At 68.1% G+C, this 23,392-nt stretch carries 14 protein-coding genes, 1 tRNA gene and 1 pseudogene; 11 read left to right on the top strand and 5 right to left on the bottom strand.

From position 1 onward, the window contains the following. Positions 1-32: 32 nt before the first annotated feature. Positions 33-105: transfer RNA gene (locus ACM6LR_RS15925), tRNA-Lys, on the top strand. Between the two features lie 395 nt (positions 106-500). Here ACM6LR_RS15925 and ACM6LR_RS15920 read toward each other — a convergent pair. After that, positions 501-746: pseudogene (locus ACM6LR_RS15920) on the bottom strand (helix-turn-helix domain-containing protein); the annotation flags it as partial. A 79-nt stretch (positions 747-825) separates the two neighbouring features. Further along, positions 826-1,692, bottom strand: coding sequence for a helix-turn-helix domain-containing protein (locus ACM6LR_RS15915; protein ID WP_414939180.1), 867 nt, complete (start codon positions 1,690-1,692; stop codon positions 826-828). 92 nt (positions 1,693-1,784) lie between these two features. Here ACM6LR_RS15915 and ACM6LR_RS15910 point away from each other — a divergent pair, with 92 nt between their 5' ends. After that, entirely contained in the window at positions 1,785-5,099 is a 3,315-nt protein-coding gene (locus ACM6LR_RS15910) for a DUF5107 domain-containing protein (protein WP_414944023.1), read from the top strand. A gap of 35 nt (positions 5,100-5,134) precedes the next feature. Here the strand turns inward: ACM6LR_RS15910 and ACM6LR_RS15905 are convergent, their stop codons facing one another. Beyond that, entirely contained in the window at positions 5,135-6,817 is a 1,683-nt protein-coding gene (locus tag ACM6LR_RS15905; protein ID WP_414944022.1) for a beta-N-acetylhexosaminidase, read from the bottom strand. Positions 6,818-6,976: 159 nt separating this feature from the next. Here ACM6LR_RS15905 and ACM6LR_RS15900 point away from each other — a divergent pair, with 159 nt between their 5' ends. The 5 genes from ACM6LR_RS15900 to ACM6LR_RS15880 are packed head-to-tail and all read left to right on the top strand — an operon-like array spanning position 6,977 to position 13,236. Continuing rightward, positions 6,977-8,254, top strand: coding sequence for a glycoside hydrolase family 36 protein (locus ACM6LR_RS15900; protein ID WP_414944021.1), 1,278 nt, complete (start codon positions 6,977-6,979; stop codon positions 8,252-8,254). Between the two features lie 22 nt (positions 8,255-8,276). Next, on the top strand, positions 8,277-9,227 hold the full coding sequence (locus ACM6LR_RS15895) for a carbohydrate ABC transporter permease (protein ID WP_414939184.1): 951 nt from the start codon (positions 8,277-8,279) through the stop codon (positions 9,225-9,227). Between the two features lie 12 nt (positions 9,228-9,239). Continuing rightward, positions 9,240-10,076, top strand: coding sequence for a carbohydrate ABC transporter permease (locus tag ACM6LR_RS15890; RefSeq protein ID WP_414939185.1), 837 nt, complete (start codon positions 9,240-9,242; stop codon positions 10,074-10,076). Positions 10,077-10,093: 17 nt separating this feature from the next. Then, positions 10,094-11,434: an ABC transporter substrate-binding protein gene (locus ACM6LR_RS15885; RefSeq protein ID WP_414939186.1), complete on the top strand. Its 1,341-nt coding sequence runs from the start codon at positions 10,094-10,096 to the stop codon at positions 11,432-11,434. Between the two features lie 11 nt (positions 11,435-11,445). Beyond that, entirely contained in the window at positions 11,446-13,236 is a 1,791-nt protein-coding gene (locus ACM6LR_RS15880) for a bifunctional metallophosphatase/5'-nucleotidase (RefSeq protein WP_414944020.1), read from the top strand. 8 nt (positions 13,237-13,244) lie between these two features. Here ACM6LR_RS15880 and ACM6LR_RS15875 read toward each other — a convergent pair whose 3' ends face one another. Then, a complete protein-coding gene (locus ACM6LR_RS15875; protein ID WP_414944019.1) occupies positions 13,245-14,156 on the bottom strand; it encodes a phytanoyl-CoA dioxygenase family protein in 912 nt (303 codons plus the stop codon). A gap of 84 nt (positions 14,157-14,240) precedes the next feature. On the opposite strand from ACM6LR_RS15875, the gene ACM6LR_RS15870 reads away from it, so the two are divergent. From ACM6LR_RS15870 to ACM6LR_RS15855, 4 genes are all read left to right on the top strand, one after another. Then, positions 14,241-15,101, top strand: coding sequence for a helix-turn-helix domain-containing protein (locus ACM6LR_RS15870; protein ID WP_414939189.1), 861 nt, complete (start codon positions 14,241-14,243; stop codon positions 15,099-15,101). A 465-nt stretch (positions 15,102-15,566) separates the two neighbouring features. Then, positions 15,567-16,679 carry a helix-turn-helix domain-containing protein gene (locus ACM6LR_RS15865; RefSeq protein WP_414939190.1) on the top strand — a complete coding sequence of 371 codons (1,113 nt, stop codon included), beginning with the start codon at positions 15,567-15,569 and terminating at the stop codon, positions 16,677-16,679. Positions 16,680-17,373: 694 nt separating this feature from the next. Next, positions 17,374-18,957, top strand: a complete 1,584-nt coding sequence (locus tag ACM6LR_RS15860; RefSeq protein WP_414944018.1) for a hypothetical protein — start codon at positions 17,374-17,376, stop codon at positions 18,955-18,957. Positions 18,958-19,739: 782 nt separating this feature from the next. Next, on the top strand, positions 19,740-21,554 hold the full coding sequence (locus tag ACM6LR_RS15855; RefSeq protein WP_414944017.1) for a helix-turn-helix domain-containing protein: 1,815 nt from the start codon (positions 19,740-19,742) through the stop codon (positions 21,552-21,554). 468 nt (positions 21,555-22,022) lie between these two features. Here the strand turns inward: ACM6LR_RS15855 and ACM6LR_RS15850 are convergent, their stop codons facing one another. Continuing rightward, the gene (locus tag ACM6LR_RS15850; protein ID WP_414939193.1) at positions 22,023-23,345 is read right to left on the bottom strand and encodes an MFS transporter; all 1,323 of its coding nucleotides are present in this window, start codon (positions 23,343-23,345) and stop codon (positions 22,023-22,025) included. Positions 23,346-23,392 lie beyond the last annotated feature (47 nt).

Here is a 23,392-nt window from a genome sequence, read left to right as displayed (position 1 = left end):
CGAGGGGAACACCAAAGCGGCGGAACAAGCAGGCGCCATTAGCTCAATTGGCAGAGCAGCTGGCTCTTAACCAGCGGGTTCGGGGTTCGAGTCCCTGATGGCGCACATTCAGGCCCCACGTTTTCGGTTTCGATGACGTGGGGTTTTGTGTTATCTGGACGTATTTCTTCCACTTCCTTACTGTCCATTGTGGTCACATCCGAGCCCGAGACGCGCCCGAGCTGTCGAGTGGGGTTCCTGGGGATGATCTATGCTGTGGCCTCTGCCGCCGCGAGTGCGATCTCGGGCAGGCCGTGGTGTAGGTGTCCATGTCACGGTGATCGACGAGTGCCGGAGCTTGCTCTGCACGACCTTCATATCCGCACCGGCGGCCAACGCCAGTGTGGCGGCTCCGGGCCGCAGACCATGCAGCCGGATCGGCGGCAGACCGATCTCGTAGAACCGCTCGGTGACATCCGCCAGGTGCAGAGGCTGGGTGAACAACAGCCCATTGTCGACCCAGCTAATGCCGAGCCGGAGTGCTTGTAGTGGCGGCGTAGCTGCTCGATCCGCGGGGGTGGCGGTGGGACGCTGAGCCGGTCGAGCAACCCGGCCTCGCCGTACTGGCGGTAGCGGTTGACCCATTTCGAGGCGCACTGCCGTGAGATACCCATCTCCGCGGCGACGTGTGTGACCGGGCGAGTCTGGCAGCGCTACACGAGACGGCGGCGGCCTTCGACAGACAATGACGCGTTGCGGTGGAGCACGCAGTTCTCATCCTGCCGCTGAAGACCCGCCCCCGTCCTCAGGCCCTACCCCGCGTCAAAACCTCACGACCCGCAACGACTAGTTCTTCCCGCGTCGGTACTCGCTGGGGCTGCAACCGTGTTCTCTGCGGAAAGTGCGCGAGAAGTAGAACGCGTCGTTGTAGCCGATGGTCCTGGCGATCTCGGAGATGTCGCGGGACGTGGTGGCCAGCAGCTCGCGCGCTCGGACCATCCGCAGGCGCTTGGCGTATTCGACCACGCCGCAGCCCGCCGCCAGCCGGAACAGGGCCGCGAAGTGCGAGGGGGACAGGCCTGCCGTGCGCGCCAGCTCTTTGACGATCACCGGCTTCGCGAAGTTGTGCCGCAGGTACTCCTGCGCCTGGCGAACCGGCTCGGTGGGCTGGTGGGCTTCGGTCAGCGCGTCCGCGGCCAGCTGCGCCAGCAGGGTCCAGCCCGCGCCGGAAGCCGAGATAAGGTGCGGGAAGGTCTCGGCTCGTTCGAGGAAGCCGATGGCGTCGTCGATCGCCGAGACGGCCCGGTAGGCGTCGCGCACCTCGATGATGGCTTCTCCGCCGTCCGGCGTGACGACCGAGAGCAGCTCCGAGACCTGGGAGCCCGCGGCGTGCAGCCACCAGATCGTCCAGGGGTCGCGCGCGTCCGCCCAGTAGAAGTGCGGGCGGGATGGGGGCAGGACGAGGGCGTTCCCCGGCCTGATCACGCTCACCCTGCCGTCGACCTCGCAGTGCCCGACCCCGTCGGTGCAGACGATCACGATGGCTTCTGGTGCGCTGCGCGGGCGGTGCTTGCCGTGGTTGGCCGCGCTGGGGAAGTACCCGGCGTCGGTGACGAGCAGGCCCGAGGTCGGGGCTCTGCGCAGGGCCGACGCCACCAGCGGCCGCGGCAGCACGCGCAACCGCTGACCTGGGAAGCCATCGGGCAGCAGCATCCGCACACCGTACCGCCGGCCGTCGAATCGTCCAGGTGATTCGGTCGAAACGGCCATCCCGCTGAACGGGTGCCCAGGCATAGCGTTGCCGCATGTCACAGGCTGAATCGACGCTGATCCTGCCGTCCCGCCCCGCCGAGCACGCCGAGGCCGGGGTCGCGGCGTGGCGGGCGGGGGTGATGATCGACAGCTACCTTCCCGAAGCGCCCGACCGGTATCCCGCCTACCTGGACCGGCGCGTCTACCAGGGCTCCTCCGGACGGGTGTATCCACTGCCGTTCCATGACCGGATCAGCCCGGTGAAGGCCCCGGCGGAGTGGGACGCGGTGCACCTGGAGAACCGCTGGCTGCGGCTGATGGTGCTGCCCGAGCTCGGTGGCCGCATTCACGTCGCTTTCGACCGCACCCGAAACTACGACTTCTTCTACCGCAACCCGGTGATCAAGCCCGCCCTCGTCGGACTGACCGGCCCGTGGATCTCCGGCGGAGTCGAGTTCAACTGGCCGCAGCACCATCGCCCCGCCACGTTCCTGCCGGCCGACGTCGAGATCGAGCACGAGCACGATGGCGCCGTGACCGTGTGGTGCTCCGACCACGACCCCTTCGACCGGATGAAGGGAATGCACGGCGTCCGGATGCGGCCCGACAGCGCCGTCCTGGAATTGCGGGTGCGGCTGTACAACCGCTGCGAGCGGACCCGGACGTTCTTGTGGTGGACCAATATCGCCGCGCGAGCGGATGAGAACTACCAGTCGTTCTTCCCCCGTGACGTGCGTGTGGTCGCCGATCACGCCAAGCGCGCGAAGACCGGCTTCCCCGCCGCGGATCGGGCCTACTACGGGGTCGACTACCCGGCCCGGCACGACGAGGTCGACACGGTCGCCGGTGGCGGGCGGGTCCGCGGCGACCGCCTTGACTGGTACCGCAACATCCCCGTGCCGACCTCGTACATGTGTGTGGGCAGCAAGGAAACGTTCTTCGGCGGCTATGACCATGCCGCGCGGGCCGGGTTCGTGCACGTCGCCGATCGGCAGATCGCTGTCGGGAAGAAACAGTGGACTTGGGGCGCTTCGGAGTTCGGTGATGCGTGGGGCCGCAATCTGACCGACGACGGTTCGGCCTATGTCGAATTGATGGCCGGGGTTTTCACCGACAACCAGCCGGACTTCTCCTTCATCGCGCCCGGGGAGACGAAGGTGTTTTCCCAGTTCTGGTATCCGATTCAGGAGATCGGTCCGGTGCAGGCGGCAACCGTGGACGCCGCGGTGCGGGTGGACCGCCGGGGAACGAGCGCGCGGGTCGGAGTCGCCGTGACGGCTGACCGCCCCGGATGCCGCTTGTCGCTCGTTGACGGCACTGGGGCCGAGGTCGCCGAGGCGCGCGCCGACATCGCGCCGGGCAAGCCCTTCCAGGAGAGCATCCCGCTGACGCGGCCCGCTGATCGACTCGTGCTGCGCGTCCTCCACGGTGACGAACTGCTGGTGGAGTGGGATTCCCTGGTCCCCAGTGCGGACGATCAAGTCACCCCGGCACGCGAGCCCGCCGCGCCCGAGGACGTGCCGACGGTGGAAGAGCTGGCCGTGATCGGCGCGCACCTCGATCAGTACCGGCACGCGACGCGCTCGCCGGAGCTGTACTGGCGTGAGGCGCTGCGCCGCGATCCCGCGCATGTCGCGGCCAATGTCGGGCTCGCTGGGCGCGCGTACCAGCGTGGTGACTTCGCTGAAGCCGAGAAGTTGTTGCGAGTAGCTGTTTCCCGGCTGACGGCGGTGAACCCCAACCCGGTCGACACGACCGCGCTGTACTGCCTCGGTCTCGTGCTGGAGCGACTCGGCCGGGCCGAAGAGGCGTACGACGTATACGGTTCCAGCTCCTGGGCGCGGGCGTGGCGGGCACCGGCGGGCTATCGCATGGCGCGCATCGACGCCGCACACGGGCGGAACAGGGAGGCGCTGGCCAGGCTTCAGGATGTGCTGCGCACCGAGCCGGAGCACCTGCAAGCCCGTGCGCTCCGGGTGATTGTGTTGCGCCGTAACGGAAACGACGGTCAAGCGGCAGAACTCGCCGAAGCCACCCGTGCGCTTGATCCCCTGGACTGGTGGACGCGCGATCTGCTTGGCCTGCCTCTCACCACGGACGCGCAGACCTGCCTTGACATCGCGCTGGAGTACGTCGGCGCTGGTGAACACGATGCGGCGCTGCGGGTGCTCGACGTCGCCCGCGAGCGGGAGGGTTCTCGCGCGATCGGACAGACAGCGGCCGGGCCGTTGCTGGAGTACTACCGAGCCGAGGTGCTGCGCAGGCTGGGCAGAGACCACGAGGCGCGTGAAGCCGTTGCGATGGCGCAGAAACTCGACGCGACGTGGTGTTTTCCTTCGCGGTTGGACGACGCGTTGACGCTGGAGCGTGCGGCGAACTCCGACGACACGGACGCGCGGGCTCGCGCGCTGCTCGGGCACTGGCTCTACGCCAACGGACGCCCTGATGACGCGTGCACGGCCTGGACCGCCGCGGCAGCGATCGACCCGGATGATCCCGTGGTGTGGCGGAATCTGGGACTCGCGGCTTTCAACCACCTCGGTGACGCCGACCAGGCATGCGCGGCCTACGACTCCGCGCTCGCCGTCGCGGGGGACGACGCCAGGTTGACCTTCGAGCGTGACCAGCTCAGTGCGAGGCTCGGCGTGCCGCCCGGGCAACGGCTGGACTGGCTCCTGCGGAACCGCGCCCTGGTCGAGACGCGGGACGACGCCACCCTTGAGCTCGCGCACCTGCTGATCACCGCCGACCGGCTCGACGAGGCCCGCGAACTGCTGCTTGGCCGCACCTTCCAACCGTGGGAGGGCGGTGAGGGCGACGTGCTGCGCGTGTGGGACCGGCTGTTCCGCTCGCGATCCACAGTGGACGATGCGTTCGCGCCGCCGGAATCCCTCAGCGAGGCAAGGCATCCGCTCGCGAACACCGCGCAACTGCACCTGATGCGGGGTGACGTGCTCGGCGATCGGGCGGCGTGGGAGCTGGCCGCCGCGCAGCAGGGCGACTTCCTGGGGATGAGTACCCAGCCCTACTCCGAGGCGACCTACTCTTCGGTGCTCGCGCTGCGCAGGCTTGGTCGCACCGAGGAAGCCGACCGGCTCACCGAGGCATTGCGCGCCTTCTGCGACACGTTGGAGGCGAGCCCGGCGACCGTGGACTACTTCGCGACTTCGCTGCCGTCGATGTTGTTGTTCACCGAGGACCTGGCCGCCGCACAGCTGCGCCGAGTAAGTTTTTTGCGGGCGCAGCTCCACATTCTCGACGGGCAGCACGCACGCGCGGGTGACCGGTTGGCCGCGCTGCTGGCGGAGGACCCGCACCACGTCGACGCGCTGGACCTCGCCCGATCGATCCGGACTCCGACGCCGTGACGGTGTCTGCGCACCGTCACCGCGCGCGGGGTTCGCTACACATCGGGGATATCCGCCACGGTTCCGGTCGCGGCCGCCTCGGCGTAGTTCGCGAGGCGCTCGGCCATCGGGACCCCGGCGCGATGGGCTCGCCGGCCGGTGCCGCCGCGCTGCCACGGCGCTGGGCCGGTCAGCGGGCGGAACTCGACTCCGGCCGCCGCCAGCCGGTCAAGGTGGCGGGGCAGCCGCCGGTGGAGATCCTGCGTGCGGGAGCCCCAAGCGATCTCCGCGAAGGCACACGTTCGCGGGTACAGAAGGTAGTCGACCAGTCGTGGGTCCTCTACGAACTCGGTCCACATCTGGCATTGGATCCCTTGCACACGAGCACTTTCGGCCTCGGACCAGTCCTGCGGGATCGGCTCCCACGAGGCGACGTCGCCGAGGGTGACCGGGCCGCCGATCGCGAGTGGCTCGTCGGGGTGGGCCTCCTGGAAGTAGTCGAAGTAGGTCGGCATGACCGGCGAGAGCACGACGTCGTGACCGGCTGCCGCCGCCCGGCGGGCGACCTCCGCGCCACGCCACGCCATGACCAGCGTGGTGGTCGATTCCGCGTCGGCGGCGGTCCCTTGCGCGGCGAAGCTGTCGTCCCACGTGACCGGTGTTTTGCCGTGCACAGCCAGCATCTGCCGCACTTCGGCCATCAGGGCGGCGAAGATCTCGGCGCTCCCGGAAAGCCCCCGCTTGTCGGCGAAGGCACGCACCACCGGGTCGTCTTCCCACGCCCGCAGGACGGACTCGTCGCCACCCACGTGCACGTAAGGGGAAGGGAACAGCGGGAGCAGCTCGTCGAACAGGAGGCGCAGGAACTCCAGGGACCGCTCCGACGGAGCCAGGAGCGCGTCGTGCACACCCCAGTTCGTGTGCACCGCGCGATCCGGCACGGCCGGGGACCCGAACTCCGGATAGGCGGCCAGCAAAGCGCCGGTGTGGCCGGGAACGCCGATCTCCGGGATGACCGTGATCGCGCGGTCCGCCGCGTAGGCGATGATCTCGGCCAGGTCGTCGCGGGTGTAGTAGCCGCCGTGCGGTGTGCCGTCGTGGACGACCTCGTCGGAGTAGTGGCTGACCTGGCTCGTCGCCCGCCAGCCGCCGACCTCGTGCAGACGCGGGAAGCGGAGGCTCTCCACCCGCCAGCCCTGGTCGTCGCTGAGGTGCAGGTGCAGGGTGTTCAGCTTGTGCGCGCTCATCAGGTCGATGTGGCGCGACACCTCCCGCTTGGGCAGGAAGTGCCGGGCGACGTCGAGGAGCATTCCGCGCCAGCGGAATCGTGGACTGTCCTCGACGCGGACGACCGGTGCGACCCACAGGATGTTCGATGGCGCGGCCTGCCGGTAAGCGGCGTCGGGAAGGAGCTGGCGCAGGGTCTGCACGGCATACACGACACCGGAACGGTCCGCCGCGGTGATGGTCACTCCGTCCTCGGTCACGTCGAGCACGTAGCCCTCGGGAGGGGTCGCGCCCGCGCGCAGCAGCACCCGCAGACCTGCGGGTCCGGTGACAACCTTGCTGGTCATGGGCAGCAGCGCGATCGCTCGCAGGACCGCCGCCCGTTCCTCCGCCGGCACATCCAGGCGCACCGGGAGTTCGGCCGGAAGCTGGAGCACCCCCGCGCCGAGCAGCACCGAGTGCGGCTGGGGAACGAGGTATGCCGCCCGCTCTCGCGCGTCGTCATGGCTCATGGTCGCTGCCTCCCGGTATGCGTATATATGTTTCTTTCTGTTCATTCACCGTCTAGAGTAAGCATATAGTGCTCATTCTAGGGGCTAGTGTGCGCATAAACGAACGAAAACCATCACGAAGGGACGCCGATGTACCTTCCGATCGCCGAGGTTGCCTGCGTGCCGGCTCGGGCGCGCGTCTTCGAGCAGGGCTGGCAGTCCTGGAGTCCCACCGGCACCTACCCTGGTGACGCGACCTCGCCCCGGCCGTCCTCGGCGCAGATCGCGGCGAGCTGCTTCCGTTTCGACCGGCCGATGCCGGAGTCCGGCTTCCAGGGCGAGGGACTTGTCGTGCTCGACCCTGGCGACGGCGGCCCGGTGCGGTCGTGGTCCGCGGTGGATCACTCCGCCGAAGTCCCCTCCATCCGCGTGCAGGCGCTCGGGGACCGGCTCGTCGTCTCCAGCCTGGGCGCTGTCCGGGAGACCGAGCACACCGACCTCCCGCGCGCGCTCGTCGCCTGGGCTGAGGAGGTGGCGGCCAACGGTGGCGTGACGGCGGTCCGTCCGCTCGGTCCGGGGTGGAGCAGCTGGTACGGGCACTGGAACAAGGTCACCGAGCAGGACATCGCCGACACCCTGGTGCACGCCGATCGACTGGAGCTGCCGCTGAAGATCATCCAGCTCGACGACGGCTACCAGAGCGCGATCGGGGACTGGCTCGACATCCGACCGGGCTTCGGATCCCTCGAAGGAGTGGCGAAACGCGTCGCCGACACCGGGCGGCGCGCGGGCATTTGGCTGACGCCGTTCTTCGTCGCCGCCGACAGCCGCGTGGCGACCGAGCATCCGGACTGGCTGGTGCGGGGCACGCCCGCGATGCGCGAGTGGGACCGGGACATCGCGGTGCTCGACGTGACGCACCCTGGCGCGGCGGAGCATCTCGGCGACGTGTTCAGATCCCTTGTGGCGACCGGGTTTTCGTTCTTCAAGATCGACTACATCTACGCCGGAGCGCACCCCGGCCCGCGGCACGCCGACGTGTCGGGGCACGACGCCTACGTGGCGGGGATGCGGATCATCCGCGAGGCGGTCGGGCCGGACTCGACCGTTCTCGGTTGCGGCGCACCGATGCTGCCCAGTGTGGGACTCGTCGACGCCATGCGGGTCAGCCCGGACACCGCGGTCGCCGTCGAACCCAAGTCCGGGGACGTCAGTCAGCCCTCGCAGCTCGGCGCGCGGCTGGCCGGGGCCGCGCGGGAGTTCATGCACGGCCGGTTGTGGGTCAACGATCCCGACTGCCTGCTGGTGTCTCCGCGCGTGGAAGACCGCGCCGGCTGGGCGGATCACGTGGCCTCCAGCGGTGGGTGGAGGTGTTCGAGCGATCGCCTCGCCGACCTCGACGAGTGGGGAGCCACGCGCACCCGCGAGCTGCTCACGCCGTCAACCGGTCCTGCCTGATCTCTCCGGAAGGGAGTCCGCCATGGCTCAGGTCCTCACGGTGCCGACCCCGCCGCCACCGGTCTCGACCCGGCCGGTGCCGCCACGGGGACGTCGTCGGCGGGCACGGGAAACCCTGACGGCATATGCCTTTGTGGCCCCGAGCCTGTTCGGCGTCGTCGCGTTCCTGTTGCTGCCCGTACTGATCGTCGCCGGGCTGAGCCTGTTCGACTGGAAGCTGCTGGCCGCGCCGGAGTTCGTCGGGCTGGCCAACTACGAGCGGCTCTTCGCCGACGGCGGGATCGGCCACTCGCTGCTGGTGACCATCGCCTACGTGCTCCTGACCATCCCGGTGCAGACGGTGCTGGCCCTGTTGCTCGCGCTGCTGCTCAACCAGCGAGTGCGCGGTGTGAAGATCTTTCGCGCGATGTTCGTCCTGCCCTGGATGGCGACGCCGGTGGTGATGGGCCTGGTGTGGGGCTGGATCTTCGACCCGGCCAACGGCGCGGTCAACTCCTTCCTGGAGATCTCCGGGATCGACGGGCCGAGCTGGCTGTCCTCGCCCAGCCTCGCGCTGCCCTCGGTGGCGGCGACGCAGGTGTGGCAGTTCGCGGGCTACAACATGCTGTTCTTCCTCGCCGGGTTGCAGTCCATCCCGAAGGACTTCTACCAGGCGGCCTCGCTGGACGGGGCGTCTCCGGTCCGGCAGTTCTTCTCGATCACACTGCCGCTGTTGCGCCCGACGCTGTTCTTCGTCCTCGTCACCAACGTGATCGGCTCGTTCCAGGTCTTCGACACCGTTTTCGTGATGACCAACGGCGGTCCCGGCAACAGCACCGAGGTCATCAACTACACGATCTACCAGACCGCGTTCCGGCAGTTCGAGTTCGGCTACGCCTCCGCCATCGCGATGGTGCTGTTCCTGATCATCCTCGCGGTCACCATGGCGCAGGTCCGGTACTTCAACCGCACCACCACCTACGACCTGACCTGAGAGGGGCCGACCGTGACCACGACCACTCGGCGACGGCGGCCTTCCCGCCGCGCCGCCCTCTACGCGACGCTGATCATCGGGGCGGCCATGTCGGTCTTCCCGTACTGGCTGATCGTCTCGACCGCGTTGAAACCGCGCGGTGAGCTCTTCGAGGCGGCACCGTGGGCGCCGCCGTCCTCACCGACGCTGGAGAACCTCGGCGCGCTGCTGGGCTCGGACTTCGCGCAGTCCATCCTCAACACCTTCATCTTCGTCACCGTCCTCACCGTCGGGCAGCTGATCTTCACCACGCTGGCGGCGTATGCGTTCGCGCGCTTGGACTTCCGGGGCCGCAACTCGCTGTTCTGGCTGTACCTTGCCACCCTGATGGTGCCCAACGTGGTGACCCTGATCCCGCTGTTCCTGATCATGCGTGAGCTGGACCTGGTGAACAGCTGGTACGGGCTCGTCGCGCCGTACGTCTTCGGCACGCCGTACGGGATTTTCCTGATGCGCCAGTTCTTCCGCAGCATCCCGCGCGAGATCGAGGAGGCCGCGCGGGTGGACGGCGCGGGGCACCTGACCATCCTGTGGCGGATCATCCTGCCGCTGAGCAGGCCGATCCTGGCCACGCTGGCGATCGTCACGGTGATCTCGTCCTGGAACAACTTCCTGTGGCCGCTGATCATCACCAGCAGCGCGGACACCCGCGTGGTCACCGTCGCGATCGCCGCCCTGCGCTCGGAGATCGGCATCGACTACACCCGGATGATGGCAGGCAGCCTGCTCACGCTGCTGCCGATGCTGCTCGTCTTCGTCTTCTTCCAGCGCTACATCGTCCGGTCGGTCGCCCTGACCGGACTCAAGTGACACGAAGGAGTGTCCCCATGAAGCTCTCGACTTTCCGGCGGAAGATGCTCAGCGCGCTGACAGTCGGCGCACTGGTCGGGCTGGTCGCCGCCTGCGGCGGCAGCGGCGACAGCAATGGCAAAATGACACTGACCTACCGAATCTGGGACGAGCAGCAGCAGAAGGGCTACGAGAAGGTCTTCGAGGCGTTCAAGGCCAAGCACCCCGGCATCGACGTCAAGATCGAGCTTCAGCCCTACGACCAATACTGGACCAAGCTCGTCACCGAGATGGTCTCCGGCACCGCGCCCGACGTGTTCTGGATGACGCCCGCGAACTTCCCCGAACTGGCGACGCAGGGCGCGTTGATGGACGTCTCCGCCGCCGTGGAGCAGTCCGGCCTTGCCAAGGACAAGTACCACCCCAACGTCGTGGATTCCTTCACTTACAAGGGAAAGATGTACGCCGTCCCCAAGGACTGGGGCGTGCCGGGGATGCTCTACAACAAGCAGGTCTTCGCCGAGGCCGGCGTCGAGATGCCCACCGAGCCGCTGACCTGGGCGCCCGACGGATCCGGGACGTTCCTGCCGCTGATGCAGAAGCTCACCGTCGACGTGAACGGCAAGCACCCCCATGAATCCGGCTTCGATCCGGCCAAGGTCAAGCGGTGGGGCTTCGCCTCCTGGAACCACTCGGGCACCCAGTGGCTGAACTGGATCCCGAGCAACGGCGGCACGACGATCACCAAGCCCTACGGCACGTTCAACTTCAACGAGCCCGCTTCGGTCGAGGCGTTGCAGTGGGGTGTCGACCTGATCAAGAAGTGGCACGTGTCCCCGCCCGCCGAGCAGACCAACCCGCCCGCGGGCCGTGCGACCGAGATGTTCCAGCGCGGCGAGGTCGCGGTCTTCCCGGCCAACAACGCGCTGCTGCCCTTCGTGGCCCCCAGCTCGACCTTCCCGATCGGCACCGCATCGCTTCCCGCGGGCAAGGCAGGCCGCGTCGTGATCATCAACGGCCTCGGCGAGGCTGTCTACTCCCGCACCAAGCATCCCGACCAGGCCAAGCAGCTCGTGTCGTTCCTGGCCACCCCGCAGGCGCAGGCGATCATGGCCGAGGGCGGCTATGTCTTCCCGGCCATCAACGACCTCGCCCCGCGCTACGTCGAGCACTGGAAGGCCAAGGGCATCGACACCCAGCCGTTCCTTGACGAGGCGCGCGGCAAGACGGCGAACTTCCCGATCGTGTCCGGCTTCGCCGCGGCGGAACCCAAGATCAACCAGATCTTCAACGACATGTACCTCGGATCGGTCAAGGTCTCCGACGCCGCCCGCGCGGCCGTCGAACAAGGTAACGCCCTGCTCAGCCCCGAGAAGTAAGGAGGTCGCCCATGTCCGCATCAACCAAGAGGTGGCGCGTGGCGGCGATCGCCACCGCCGCGTTGCTGGCCGTCTCCCTGGCACCGGCCGCGACGGCCGAGCCCGCGCCCGGGGTGCCCGTGCAGCTGCTGTCGATCACCGACCTGCACGGCTACTTCGGCGAGTACACCACGACCGTGCCCGGCTCGCGTGCCGGTGAGCCCGCGAAAACCGTTGGTGGCGGGGCATATCTCGCCTCGCACCTCAACCGGCTGCGCGCACCGGAGAACTCCGTACTGTTCTCCGCGGGCGACGACTTCTCCGGCTGGCCGTCGGAGACCGCGTGGTTCTGGAACGAGCCGACGATCGAGTACATGAACATGATCGGCGTCGAATTCTCCACCGTGGGCAACCACGAGATCGACCGGAAACCGGCCTACCTCGAGCACATGATGGAGGGCACCTGCCAGGGCCGCCCCGACCGCGACCTCTGCTTCACCGACTCGACCGGGAAACGCTTCCAGGGCGCGGACTTCGACTACTACTCCGCGAACGTGATCAACGAGGCCACCGGCCGGCCCCTGGTCAAGCCGTACCACGTGCGGCAGGTCGACGACGGTCGCGGCGGCACGCTCCCGGTGGGATTCATCCACGCCACGACCACCCACACGCCGGAAGAGCAGCTCTCCTACTGGCCGAGCGAACTGAAGTTCCTACCCGAGGTGGAGACGATCAACCGTCACGCCGAGGAGCTGCGCGCGCGGGGCGTCCAGGCCATCGTCGCCGTTGTGCACGAAGGGTTCTCGCAAGCGAACGGTGCGGGGTACAACGACTGCACCGCACCGTTCGGCCCGCTTGCCGACATGAGCAAGCAGATCAGCCCGGCGGTGGACGCCATCGTCGGCGGGCACTGGCACGCGCTGGTGAACTGCATGCTGCCCGACCCGGCCGGTAATCCCCGCCCGGTGGTGGAAGCGGCGAACCACGGCAGGCTGATCAACGAGATCAACCTGGAGCTGGACCCGGTGACCGGCGATGTCCGCCGAGACCGGACGAAGTCGGTCAGCCACGCCAACACCCGTGATGTCGCACCGGATCCCGAGGTGCAGCGGATGGCGAAATACTGGAAGGACCGGCTCCCCGCGCGGGGGAACCAGCAGGTCGCCACGGTCACCGGCGATCTCACCCGCACCTCCGGCACCGACGAGGAGTCCACGCTCGGCAACGTGACCGCCGATGCGTTCCTCTGGGCGGCCAACAAGGACGGACAGGCCGATCTCGCGGTCGCGATGCCGGGAATCTTGTTGCGCGACATACCTTTCGCTCCCAATCCGGCCAATCCCGCGGACGCGCCGGGGCGGGTGCTGTTCTCCGAGCTGGTCTTCGGCACGGTCTATGAGAACGGCATCGGCCCGGCCGTCGTGCGCGCGACGGTGACCGGCAGGAAACTCGACGAGCTGATCGAGAGCCAATGGCAGCGGGGGGCCGACGGTGTCGTGACGTATCGGCACATGGCCGTTTCCGGCAACGTTTCCTACACCTACGACCCCGGCGCCCCGCTCGGGCAGCACGTCGACATCAAGAAGATCCGGATCAACGGGAAGCCGGTGAAGGCCGACCGTGAGTACCGGATCGCGACGCTGGCCAACAACTTCTTCGCCCGCAACGCCACACCCGGGTTCACGGCGCTTTTTGACGCCAGGAAACAAGATCGGAGCATCTACTCCGGTGCGGACGCGCTCTGGGGGTACATGGAGGCGCGGTCGCCGGCCCGGCCGCCGAAGCTCGACCGGGTCCGGCCCGCACCTAAAAGCAGCCGTTAAGCGCCAGCTCACCTGAACCGGGACGGAGGGGTTGGCACGTGTTCGCTCATCGAGTCGAACTTGCGGACATAGCTCAGCCCCTTCGGGATCTCGATGCCGGTCGTCGAGGTCCAGCCCCGGGTCAGGGTGGGCCAGTCGGGCACGTCGGGGTGGAAGTGCGGTCGGAACGGCTCGTAGCCGTCGATGAAGGCGGCCGGTTCCGACCTCGCCTGCCACCGGATGTCCGCCGACAACCGCAGCCGGTCGCTGAGGTTGGGGCGGGCCCCGTGCACGGTGAGGCTGGTGAACATGAGCACGTCACCCTGGCCGAAGTGGGTGCTGCGCCAGTCATCCACGCCGCTGCCCGCCACCTGCGCGGTGACCCCGCCGGGGCCCTCCGCCCTGGACACACCGAGCACGCCGAGCTTGTGCGACCCGGCGAGGACCTCGAGCCCGCCGGCGTCGGAGGGACAGTCGGCGAGGGGGATCCACATCGTCAGGGTGTCGACCGCGCCCTGGATGAGGCGGTAGTCCTGGTGAGCGGGCGTGGGGGTGGCCCGCGGCGTCGGCGCCGTGAGGCGGGCGATGTGCATCGGGTGGCAGAAGACCTCCTCGCCGAGCAGCCGCTGAGCCAGGCCGCGCAGCTCCTCCCGTTCGCTGAGCTCGTGGAAGGACTGCGTCGCCTGCACGGCGGAGTACATGCCGAAGAAGGTGGACTTGCCCTCCTCGACCGCCCGGCCGGACGCCCGCAGCTTGTGCGGCTCGGTGCCGGAGGCCAGCCACCTGCTGTCGTGGAGCACGGCCGCGATGTCGGCGCGAACACCGGTGACGTAGTCGCTGGGCAGCAGGTGGGGGAAGTAGACGTAGCCGTCCTCGGACATGCGCTCCCGTAGCGCCGCGACGTCGTCGGCGATGTCGCTGGAATCGATCAACTGCTTCATGTTCTGCCTCCGCCGTGGGGGTCTCGACGGATTCGACTGTACGAAGGGCGGGGCGTCGCGGACATGGCTGAACCTGCCGGGGAGATGACAGATCCTGCTGCGACGCCCTCGCCTCCGGCCGGGTTGCTCGTCGTCGGCGAGAGCACCTTCACCAAGCGCATCGAAGCGATCCGGCCGACCGGCTCGCCGAGCTGGCTGCTCATGTGGACAACGCGGGGGCGCGGCGTCGTGCACCACGGGGACACGGCACTGACAACCAGCGCGGGGCAGCTCGTGCTGATCGAACCCGGTGTGCGGCACACCTACGGAGTCGCGCCCGGCGCCGAGGAATGGTCGCTGCTGTGGGCACACTTCCGAACACCACAAGGAAACTGGCTCGGGACGAGTCGCCGTCTGACCCCGGCGGCGAGTGGCGCCGCGGAGGCCATCGACGCCGCCTTCGACCGGCTCCGCCGCTACGCCCGGCTCACCGGTGATCACATCCCGCCGTCGCCGGTCCACCTCCCGGCCTTCGCCACCCGCCCCGAACAGCGGGCCCTCGCCATGTGCGCGCTCGAAGAGATCGTGCGCCTGGCCGACCTCGCCGGTGCCCCCGCCGCACCGCCGGGCCCTGACCCGCGCATCGCCCGCGTGCGGCAGCTCATTGCCGAGACACCGGAGGCCCCGCACACCCTGAACTCGCTCGCCGCCATAGCCGGGCTGTCACCGTCGCGCTTCAGTCACCTCTACGCGAGGGCCGCCGGCCACAGCCCCATGCAGGAGGTGCGCACCCGCCGCCTGCACCGCGCGGCTCGGCTGCTGACCGGCACGGGAATGTCCGTCGCCGCGGTCGCCGGCACCGTCGGCTACGTCGACCAGTTCCACTTCAGCCGCGCGTTCCGCCGCGAGTTCGGCCTGCCGCCGAGCAGTTACCGGCACCACGGCGAGGTTCCCGGTTGGGACTGAACGTGTTCGGAATCTGTGCGGGCGTCCCCCAAACCTGACCCGGTCAGGCAGGGGACCACTAGGGGGACGCATGGACGCGCTAGAGCCCGGCGGTTCCCGCGCCGCGACACCGAGAACCGGCTCGCTGACGCGTTGCAACTCGCCGGTGAGCAACGCGTCCGCTGCGGGCAGGCGGGGCAACAACCGGGTCTCGCCGATCCGCCGCCTTTATCGTCCACCCACCCGGCAACGCAGCCCTTCACCGTGGCCGGACCAAGCGACAGAACCCGGCATCTCCGAGCCCGAGAGGTCCGAACCAGTCCGACACCAGGCGACACACCCCGACATCGCGGATACGCGACGACCAGACGAAAAGGTCATGTCCGGCATTACTCGGCACCGTCCGACCCACCCAGGTGCCGACTCTTATCGAGGAATAAGGCAAATGTGGCGTGGTCGTCGGCGGGCCGGCAGTGGGGTGGAGGCGTGACTCGCGTGCCTGGATGCCGCACTCGGGTGTGCGGCGACCCCGCTGAGATCAGGCACCTCGCCAAGGCCCACACCAATTTGGCCGACGCGTGCTCGTGGACCGGCCGGGACCGTCAGGGACGATCGTTCCTGCACACCGGGTTGGCGATGGCCTCACGTGCGGGCGCCGACTATGTGGTGGCGACAGCCGAAGCCACCGCGGCCCGACTGGATTGGCTCGCGGGCGAGTGGTCCGGTCTGGCCGAGCGGGTACAGGCGCAGATCCATGCCTATGCCCATCTGCCACACATCGCGAACGAACTGAACCTGGTCATCGGCTGGCTGGCCGCCGCACGCGGCGACTGGCTGACCGCCGAACGCGGATTTCACGCCGCCCTCGACATTCACCCGACGGCGGTGATCCCGGTGGCGGTGGCCGCGGCGGGAGGGATGGCAGCCATGCTGCTCAGCCGGGACGACACCACGGCTCGCGGTCACGCGGAGCGCGGACTCGCCCTGCTCCGCGCGAAGGGCTCTTGGGCGTGGACCGCCGAGATAGTCCCCCAGGCTGTCGCGTGCTACCTCGCCGACGACGAAACCGGTGCCGCGCGGCAGCTCGTCGCGGAAGCCGAGGAGGAGCTAGACGGCATCGACGCACCCTCGGCGCGGATGGCGCTCACGGTGTGCAAGGCGCAGGTGGCCGCCGCGGCGGGAGATCACGACGACGCGGAGCAGCACTACCGTGACGCGCAGCTGCGATACCAGGAACTCGGGCAGCCCTACCGCGCCGCGCAGTGCGCCGACAGGGCCGCTCGCATCACCGGCGCCGGTCCCGCGGTGTTCCGTGAGCTGGCCGTCACGTTCGACGCACTGGGCGCCACCGTCGACGCGGCCCGCTGCCGTCACCACATCCGCAGCACCGGCACCGTCATACCTTCTGTCCGTGGCCGCCGCAGCTACGGCACGCAGCTGTCGCCGCGCGAACACGATGTCGCACGCCTGCTGGCAAACGGCCACACCAACCGGGAGATCGCTCAAGCCCTGTTCATCTCACGGCGCACCGTCGAGGACCACGTCGCCAACGTACTCCGCAAACTCGACGCGTCTTCCCGGCACGATGTCCGACTCTGAATTCACTGGGAGTCAAACAGACCCAGGGGTTTGTAGCAGATTCGAGATGCGTGGACATAGCCGTTGAAGCCGTGCCGGGGATCGGGCTCGGCGAGGACGGCGAGCTGGGTGCCCCGGGCGCGACGACGGTACCTCGTCGAATCGGCTAGTGTCGCGTGATCCTGCAGGACTTACCCGTGATTGGACGGCGATCTCCGGAGATCGCCGTCCAATCACGCGTAACCGCCGTCTGATCACGCGAGATCGCCGTCCGACGAACGAAACCCAACGTCAAACAAGCAGGATCACGCGACACTAGCCACGTTGGGATCACCCTCCAGAAAGACGAAATACGAAGGGAAAGATGGACGCAAGACCAGGCCATGACGCAAGAAATCAACAGCTCGACTTCTCGAAAGTAATAACCGGCGCAGACGGGGACCGCCCGATGCTGTACGTCGGGTTGCTGTGCTGAAGCCTCACGACCGCGGTGCGAACAGACTTGGACGCCGAAACCGCGGGACGACTTCGACCGGAAAATTCGGAGTTCTCTTCAGCCGGGGACCGCGTGTGTAATTTCCACCATGCAGGGCAGCACAAGAGTGTGGATGGATCCATGGCGTTGCCGTTTTCGCCTTCGTAATATCAGCGCGACAGCGTGACCTGGATCACCTGTCGATTCCCCACATCACCCCCGGTCCCTGGAGGCTGTCCGATGTCCACGAAGAACGCACGCGCCGTTATCCGCCGGCGCGGTCCGGCACTGCTCGCGGTGCTGACCTCGGTGGCGGCCGCGGTGTCCCTGGTCGGGTTCTCGTCCCAGGCGAGCGCCGGCCTCGCCGACGCGGCCTCGGCGGCCGTGGAGCACGATCCGGTGCTCATCATCCCCGGCATGGGCGGCACGACGCAGTACATGGAACCGATGAAAACCAAGTTCGTCGCCGCGGGATGGCGGTCGGACCGGGTCGAGACCTGGACCGACAGCAAGAGCATGAACGGTGACCTCACCACGGCCGGACAAGAGATCGGGCAGAAGGTCGACGAGGTGCTGGGGCGCACCAAAGCCAGCAAGGTCGTTCTGGTCACCTGGTCCGCCTCGACGCTGGCCGCCCGCTCCTACCTGAAGAAGGTCACCGGCGCGCAGGACAAGGTCGCGCTGTACTTCTCCATGGCCGGGCCGCACCACGGCACCACCACCGCCTCGATGTGCCAGCACATCGTCTCGTGCAAGCAGTTCGCCATCGGCTCACCCTGGCTGGCCGACCTGAACTCCGGCACCGAGGACCCCGGCTCGCCGGGTGTCCGCTACACCACGCAGCGCTCCAACTGCGACTGGAACGTCAACCCCAGCACCTCGGCGGAGCTGGCCGGGGCCACCAACCTCCAGACACCGACCTGCATCGGCCACCTCGACTTCCCGAAGGACGCCGGCGTCTTCACCCAGATCAAGAACATCATCATCGAACACGAGAAACAGACACCCACCACGACTCCGACTCCCACCAGCACGAGCAGCCCCACGACGACCACCACCACCACCCCGCCTGCCTCGCCCTGCTCGTCGGTCAACGGCCAGTGGGGCACCGCGGGCCCGTTCGCGGTGACCTCGGCCTCCAACGGACGTGGCACCACCGTCGTCCGACCGGTCAACCCCGGCACCCTCGGCTGCACCACGCACCCGGTCGTGCTGTGGAACAACGGCGCCAAATCCAAGCTGGACCGGTATCTCCCGCTGCTCAACCACCTCGCCTCCCACGGCTTCGTCGTCGCCGCGGCGGAGGGCAACGCGGGCAACGCGGCCCCCATGCTTCAGGGCCTGGACTACGTGACCGCGGAGAACAACCGCGCCGGCAGCCCCTTGCAGGGCAAGGTCGACCTGACCAACGTCGGCGCCACCGGCCACTCCTTCGGCGGCGGCGCGGCGATCGACGCCGGAGCCGACCCCCGCGTGGACACCATCGCCCCGATCTACCCCCTCGCGACCACCAACGGCAACCGGTTACGCGGCCCCGCACTGTTCATCGCCGGCCAGAACGACCCCACCATCGTGCCGATCGTCGTCCGCACCCCCTACAACCAGGCCACCCAGGTCCCCGCCATCTTCGCCGAACAACGCGGTGCCGACCACTACAGCATCCCCGCCCTGCACGGCACCATCACCTCCTGGTTCCGTCTCCACCTCATGCGCGACGAACAAGCCCGAGGCCTCTACTTCGGCCCGAACTGCACCTACTGCTCCTCACAGTTCTGGTCGATCTACGAACGCAACGCCAAAGCCCAGGCCGTCCCCGGCGCCTGACCACACCCGCACACGACGAGCGGGGAGCCCGACACCGGTCGGGCTCCCCGCTCGTTTCTGATGGTGGAACACTTCGACGGTGCGCCCGGCGCCGAAGCCCACAGCGGTCGCGTTCCGCGCCGCGGTCGATGCGAACTGGGGGGTCGGAGCCTTGCCCTCGTCGCGTGACGTGCCTTGACGCTGCGGCACGAGCGGACCCGAGTATCGACCTTGACAGATCAGGCTCATATGCCATTCGCTCCGCCAAAGCCGACCAAGTCCGGTCCAGGTCAGCGATGACGGTTTTCACCTGCCGCGAACAAGAAATTCAAGGCAGCCCAGGACCAATGTTTCGAGGAAACATCCCGACGCCTCCTGGTATGTGAGAACCGAACATTGTCGGCCACGCATATGAGGTCACACTGTTGACAGCAACATTGCGAGCAGGAGGCGACGTATGGAAAGAGGATCGGGACGCCGTGGTTTCCACCACGCTCCAGGTGCAGCCGACGCGCCTACGCGCTCATTGCCGCGTTTCAGCGGCGGTCAGCGGCCGGGAGGAAGTGCGGTTTCGTCCAGAGCCTCCCACGGTCGAATCAAAGGAAACCCCTATTTCGGGCATGCTGGCTGAGCACCGCACCTCGGGCGGCACAGGACTCGACCACCTTTCGCGTCGCCTGCCCGTTGCTCAACCCCGCTACCTCCCCCAGCGAAGCCAAAAGACGCTCTCTGCGCCGAGAAACGAAGTCGAGAACCCATCGAGCAAGGCCCTGCACAACGCTGTGCAGTGAGGAGACAGGTCCATGGACAACGACGTCCCCACTCGACTTCTCGAGTTGCTCGCCGGCGGCGCGGACAGCGATGAATTGGCGCGGGTGACGGTCGAGGAGCCCTCAGCAGCCGCGGCCTTCAAGGCCGCACTGCGCATCAGCGCGACGCTGCGCGGGCACCGGCGACGAGAGACCGAGCTGGCGGCGTTGTTCGACACCGCGGGCGATCTGGCGCGACTGCGTGATCCGGGCGAGGTACTGCAGTCCATCGTGCACCGCGCCCGCAGGCTGCTCGGTGTCGACCTGTCCTACCTCACCCTCACCGACGCCGCCGCGGGCGTCACCCGGATGCAGATCGCAGACGGCTCGGTGTCGAAGCTGTTCCCACAGGTCAGAATGAAACTAGGGGTGGGAATCGGTGGCCTGGTCGCACAGACCGCGCGCCCGTACACCACCCCCGACTACCGCTCCGACAAGCACTTCCTGCACTCCGAGCCAGTGGACGACGCGGTCCGCGACGAAGGCCTGACCGCCTTGCTCGCGGTACCGCTGACGGTAGGCGAAACCGTCACCGGCGTGCTGTACGCCGCGGACCGCACCCCCCGGGAATTCACACCCGACGAAATAGCCCTGCTGTCCTCTCTCGCCGACCACGCCGCCATCGCGTTGGACAACGCGCGGCTACTGGCAGAACTCAGCACCCACAGCCAAACGATGGAGCGAGCCGAGGAAGCCCACGACCGGCTGATGGACCTGGTGCTGCGCGGCGAGAACACCTCCGCCGTCGCCGCCGCGGTCGCCGACGTACTGCACGGCGGCATCGGCGTGTACACCAACGACGGCGGGCAACTCGCCCACGCCGGACTGCCCACGGCCCCGCCGGACCCCCAGGCTGTCACCGCGTCCCACAACTCCGGCCGCGCCACAGTCACCTCAGGGGGTTGGGTCTGTGCTGTGCAAGCAGGACCTGAACTGCTCGGCAGCATCGTGCTGCGCACCGACACCAGCCTCTCCGCCGCCGATCGACGTCTCTTCGAGCGCGCCGCCGTGGTGACCGCACTGCTGCAGATGCTGCGCCGCTCGGCAGCCAAGGCCGAGGACGAAGTCCGCGGTGAACTACTCACCGACCTGCTCACCGCACCTGAGCGCAACCCCTCCGCCCTCATCGAGCGCGGCCATCGCCTCGGCGTGGACCTGACCGCCCGGCACGCGGTCTTCATCGTCCACGCCGGCGAGGTGTCCCGGCGACGCCTGGCCGCGGCAGCCGCCCCCTTCGCGGCCCTCAGCGGCATCCACGCCGAGCAGGTCGTACTCCTGGCCTCCACCGATACGCCCGGGGCCCTGGCCGCCCGCATCGCCTCCGCGCTCGGCTCCCACGCGGGCCTGCCGATCACCGTCGCGGCGGGCGGCCCGGCCTCCGGTCCCCCCGATCTCGCCGCCGCCTACCACGAAGCAACCCGCTGCCTGCGCGCGCTGCTCCGGCTGGGCCGCGAAGGCACGGGAGCCTCGATGGCAGAACTGGGTTTCATCGGCCTCGTACTCGCCGACCACGCCGATCACACCGGCTTCATCCACGAGACACTGGGCCCGATCTTCGACTATGACCGCAACCGCGGAACCGAACTGGTCCGCACCCTCAAGGCCTACTTCGCGAGCGGCTGCAGCATCCCCCGCACGAAGGACACCATCCACGTCCACGCCAACACCGTCGGCCAGCGCCTGGACCGGATCGGCAAACTCCTCGGCCCGGACTGGCAAGCCCCGGACCGAAAACTGGAAATCCAACTCGCGCTGCGACTGCACGAACTGCACACCCCTGAACATCATCACGCAACGCCGACAACGTGAATCAGACCGGTATTCCGACTTGCACACGAGAGCCTTCTGCGCGCATTCATATCCAATTCGGATTACCCACGCCTATTCATGGAATTCCGACTCCCGTGGTTCGCCTCGGCACTGTCGATCAGGCAGCGGAATCCTCACCAGTTCCTCATGTCGAACCGTCATTCGCGGCTCCGGAGCGGCGCTGGGCGCCCGGTCCTCTCTGAAGAACGGGCCCGGCGCCCAGGACAAGGTGTCGATGTACTTCTTCATGGCCGGGCCACACCACGGCGTCACCGCTGCCGCGTCCTGGTGCCAGCGCCCGCTACCCCTCGTGCGAGCGATTCGCCATCGACTCGCCATGGCCGGCCGCAGCCACAAGTGCGCCGTTGGGTTTCCCTTTGCCGATCGGCGTTCGCAGGGCGTCAACGATGACCGCGTCCGTCATGAGTGTCTGCTTTCTCAAGCCGTGGCGGTGAAGCAAGCCGTGATTCAGTGGGTCGGAAGTTCCGAAATGTTGCGGCGTCGGGTTTCTTTGGCTGCCAGGATGCCGAGGACCGAGATGGCGGCGGCGATGGCGATGTAGATGGCGATCGGCGTGCCGTTGCCGTAGTTCCGCAGCAGCGCGACGGCGATGATCGGGGCGAGAGAACCGGCGAAGATCGAGGTGACCTGGTAGCCGATGGAGGTGGCGCTGTAGCGGACGCTGATGTCGAATTGCTCGGCGAAGAACGCCGCCTGCGGGCCGTACATGGCGGCGTGCATGAACAGGCCACCGGTCACCGCCAGGATGATGAGTGCGGGTTGGCGGGTGTCGAGAAGGTGGAAGAACACCGGCGCCCATGCGGCGGTCCCGATGGCGCCCGCCAGGTACACCGGCCGCCGGCCGACCCGATCGGACAGTGCGCCGAACAGTGGGATCGCCACCAGGTGGACGGCGTTGGCGACCAGCAGAGCGGTGAGGACGACGCCGCTGGAGAGTTTGAGGTGGGTCGTGACGTAGGTGAGCACGAACGCGGTGATGACGTAGTAGGAGACGTTCTCCCCGACCCGTGCGGCCATGCAGATCGCGATTTCCTTGGGGTGGCGGCGTAGTGCTTCCAGGGCGGGTGCCCGGCGCGGAGTTTCACCGGCGTCTGCCAGCGCTTTCGCCTTGATGAACGACGGGGCGTCTTCGACCGCCGTGCGGATCCAGAAGCCGAGGACGACGAGCGCGGCGGAAAGCAGGAAGGGGATGCGCCAGCCCCAGCTGAGGAAGGCCGCTTCGTCCATCGTTCCGGCGAGGATCGCCAGGACGGCGGTGGCCAGCAGGTTGCCGATCGGGACGCCCGCCTGTGGCCAGCTCGCCCAGAATCCGCGACGCTCGGCGGAGCCGTGTTCGCTGACCAGCAGCACGGCGCCGCCCCATTCGCCGCCGACGGCGAAACCTTGCACCAGCCGCAGGCTGGTCAGCAGCACCGCCGCCCAGATGCCGATCGATCCGTAGGTGGGGAGCAGGCCGATGGCGGCGGTGGACACGCCCATGAGCATGAGGCTGACCATGAGGAGCTTCTTGCGGCCGAGGCGGTCACCGAAGTGGCCGAAGACCAGGCCGCCGATGGGGCGGGCGACGAAACCGAGCGCGTAGGTCAGGAACGCGAGCATCACCCCGACGAGCGGGTCGCTGTTGGGGAAGAAGAGCTTGTTGAACACCAGCGCCGCGGCCGAGCCGTAGAGGAAGAAGTCGTACCACTCGACGGCGGTGCCGACCAGGCTGGCGGCGACGACCCGGCCCATGCTGGTCCGAGGCGTGGTGGATTCGTGCGTTCTCGTCATTGAGACTCCACTGGTAGCCCTCCCGGCCTTCGACCGGAGGGGTGGGG

Origin of the sequence: Amycolatopsis sp. cmx-11-32, from assembly GCF_047608695.1 — a bacterium.
Lineage (GTDB): Bacteria > Actinomycetota > Actinomycetes > Mycobacteriales > Pseudonocardiaceae > Amycolatopsis.
The sequence above is the reverse complement of the archived record's forward strand: the minus strand, read 5'-3'. Positions and strand labels throughout refer to the sequence as shown.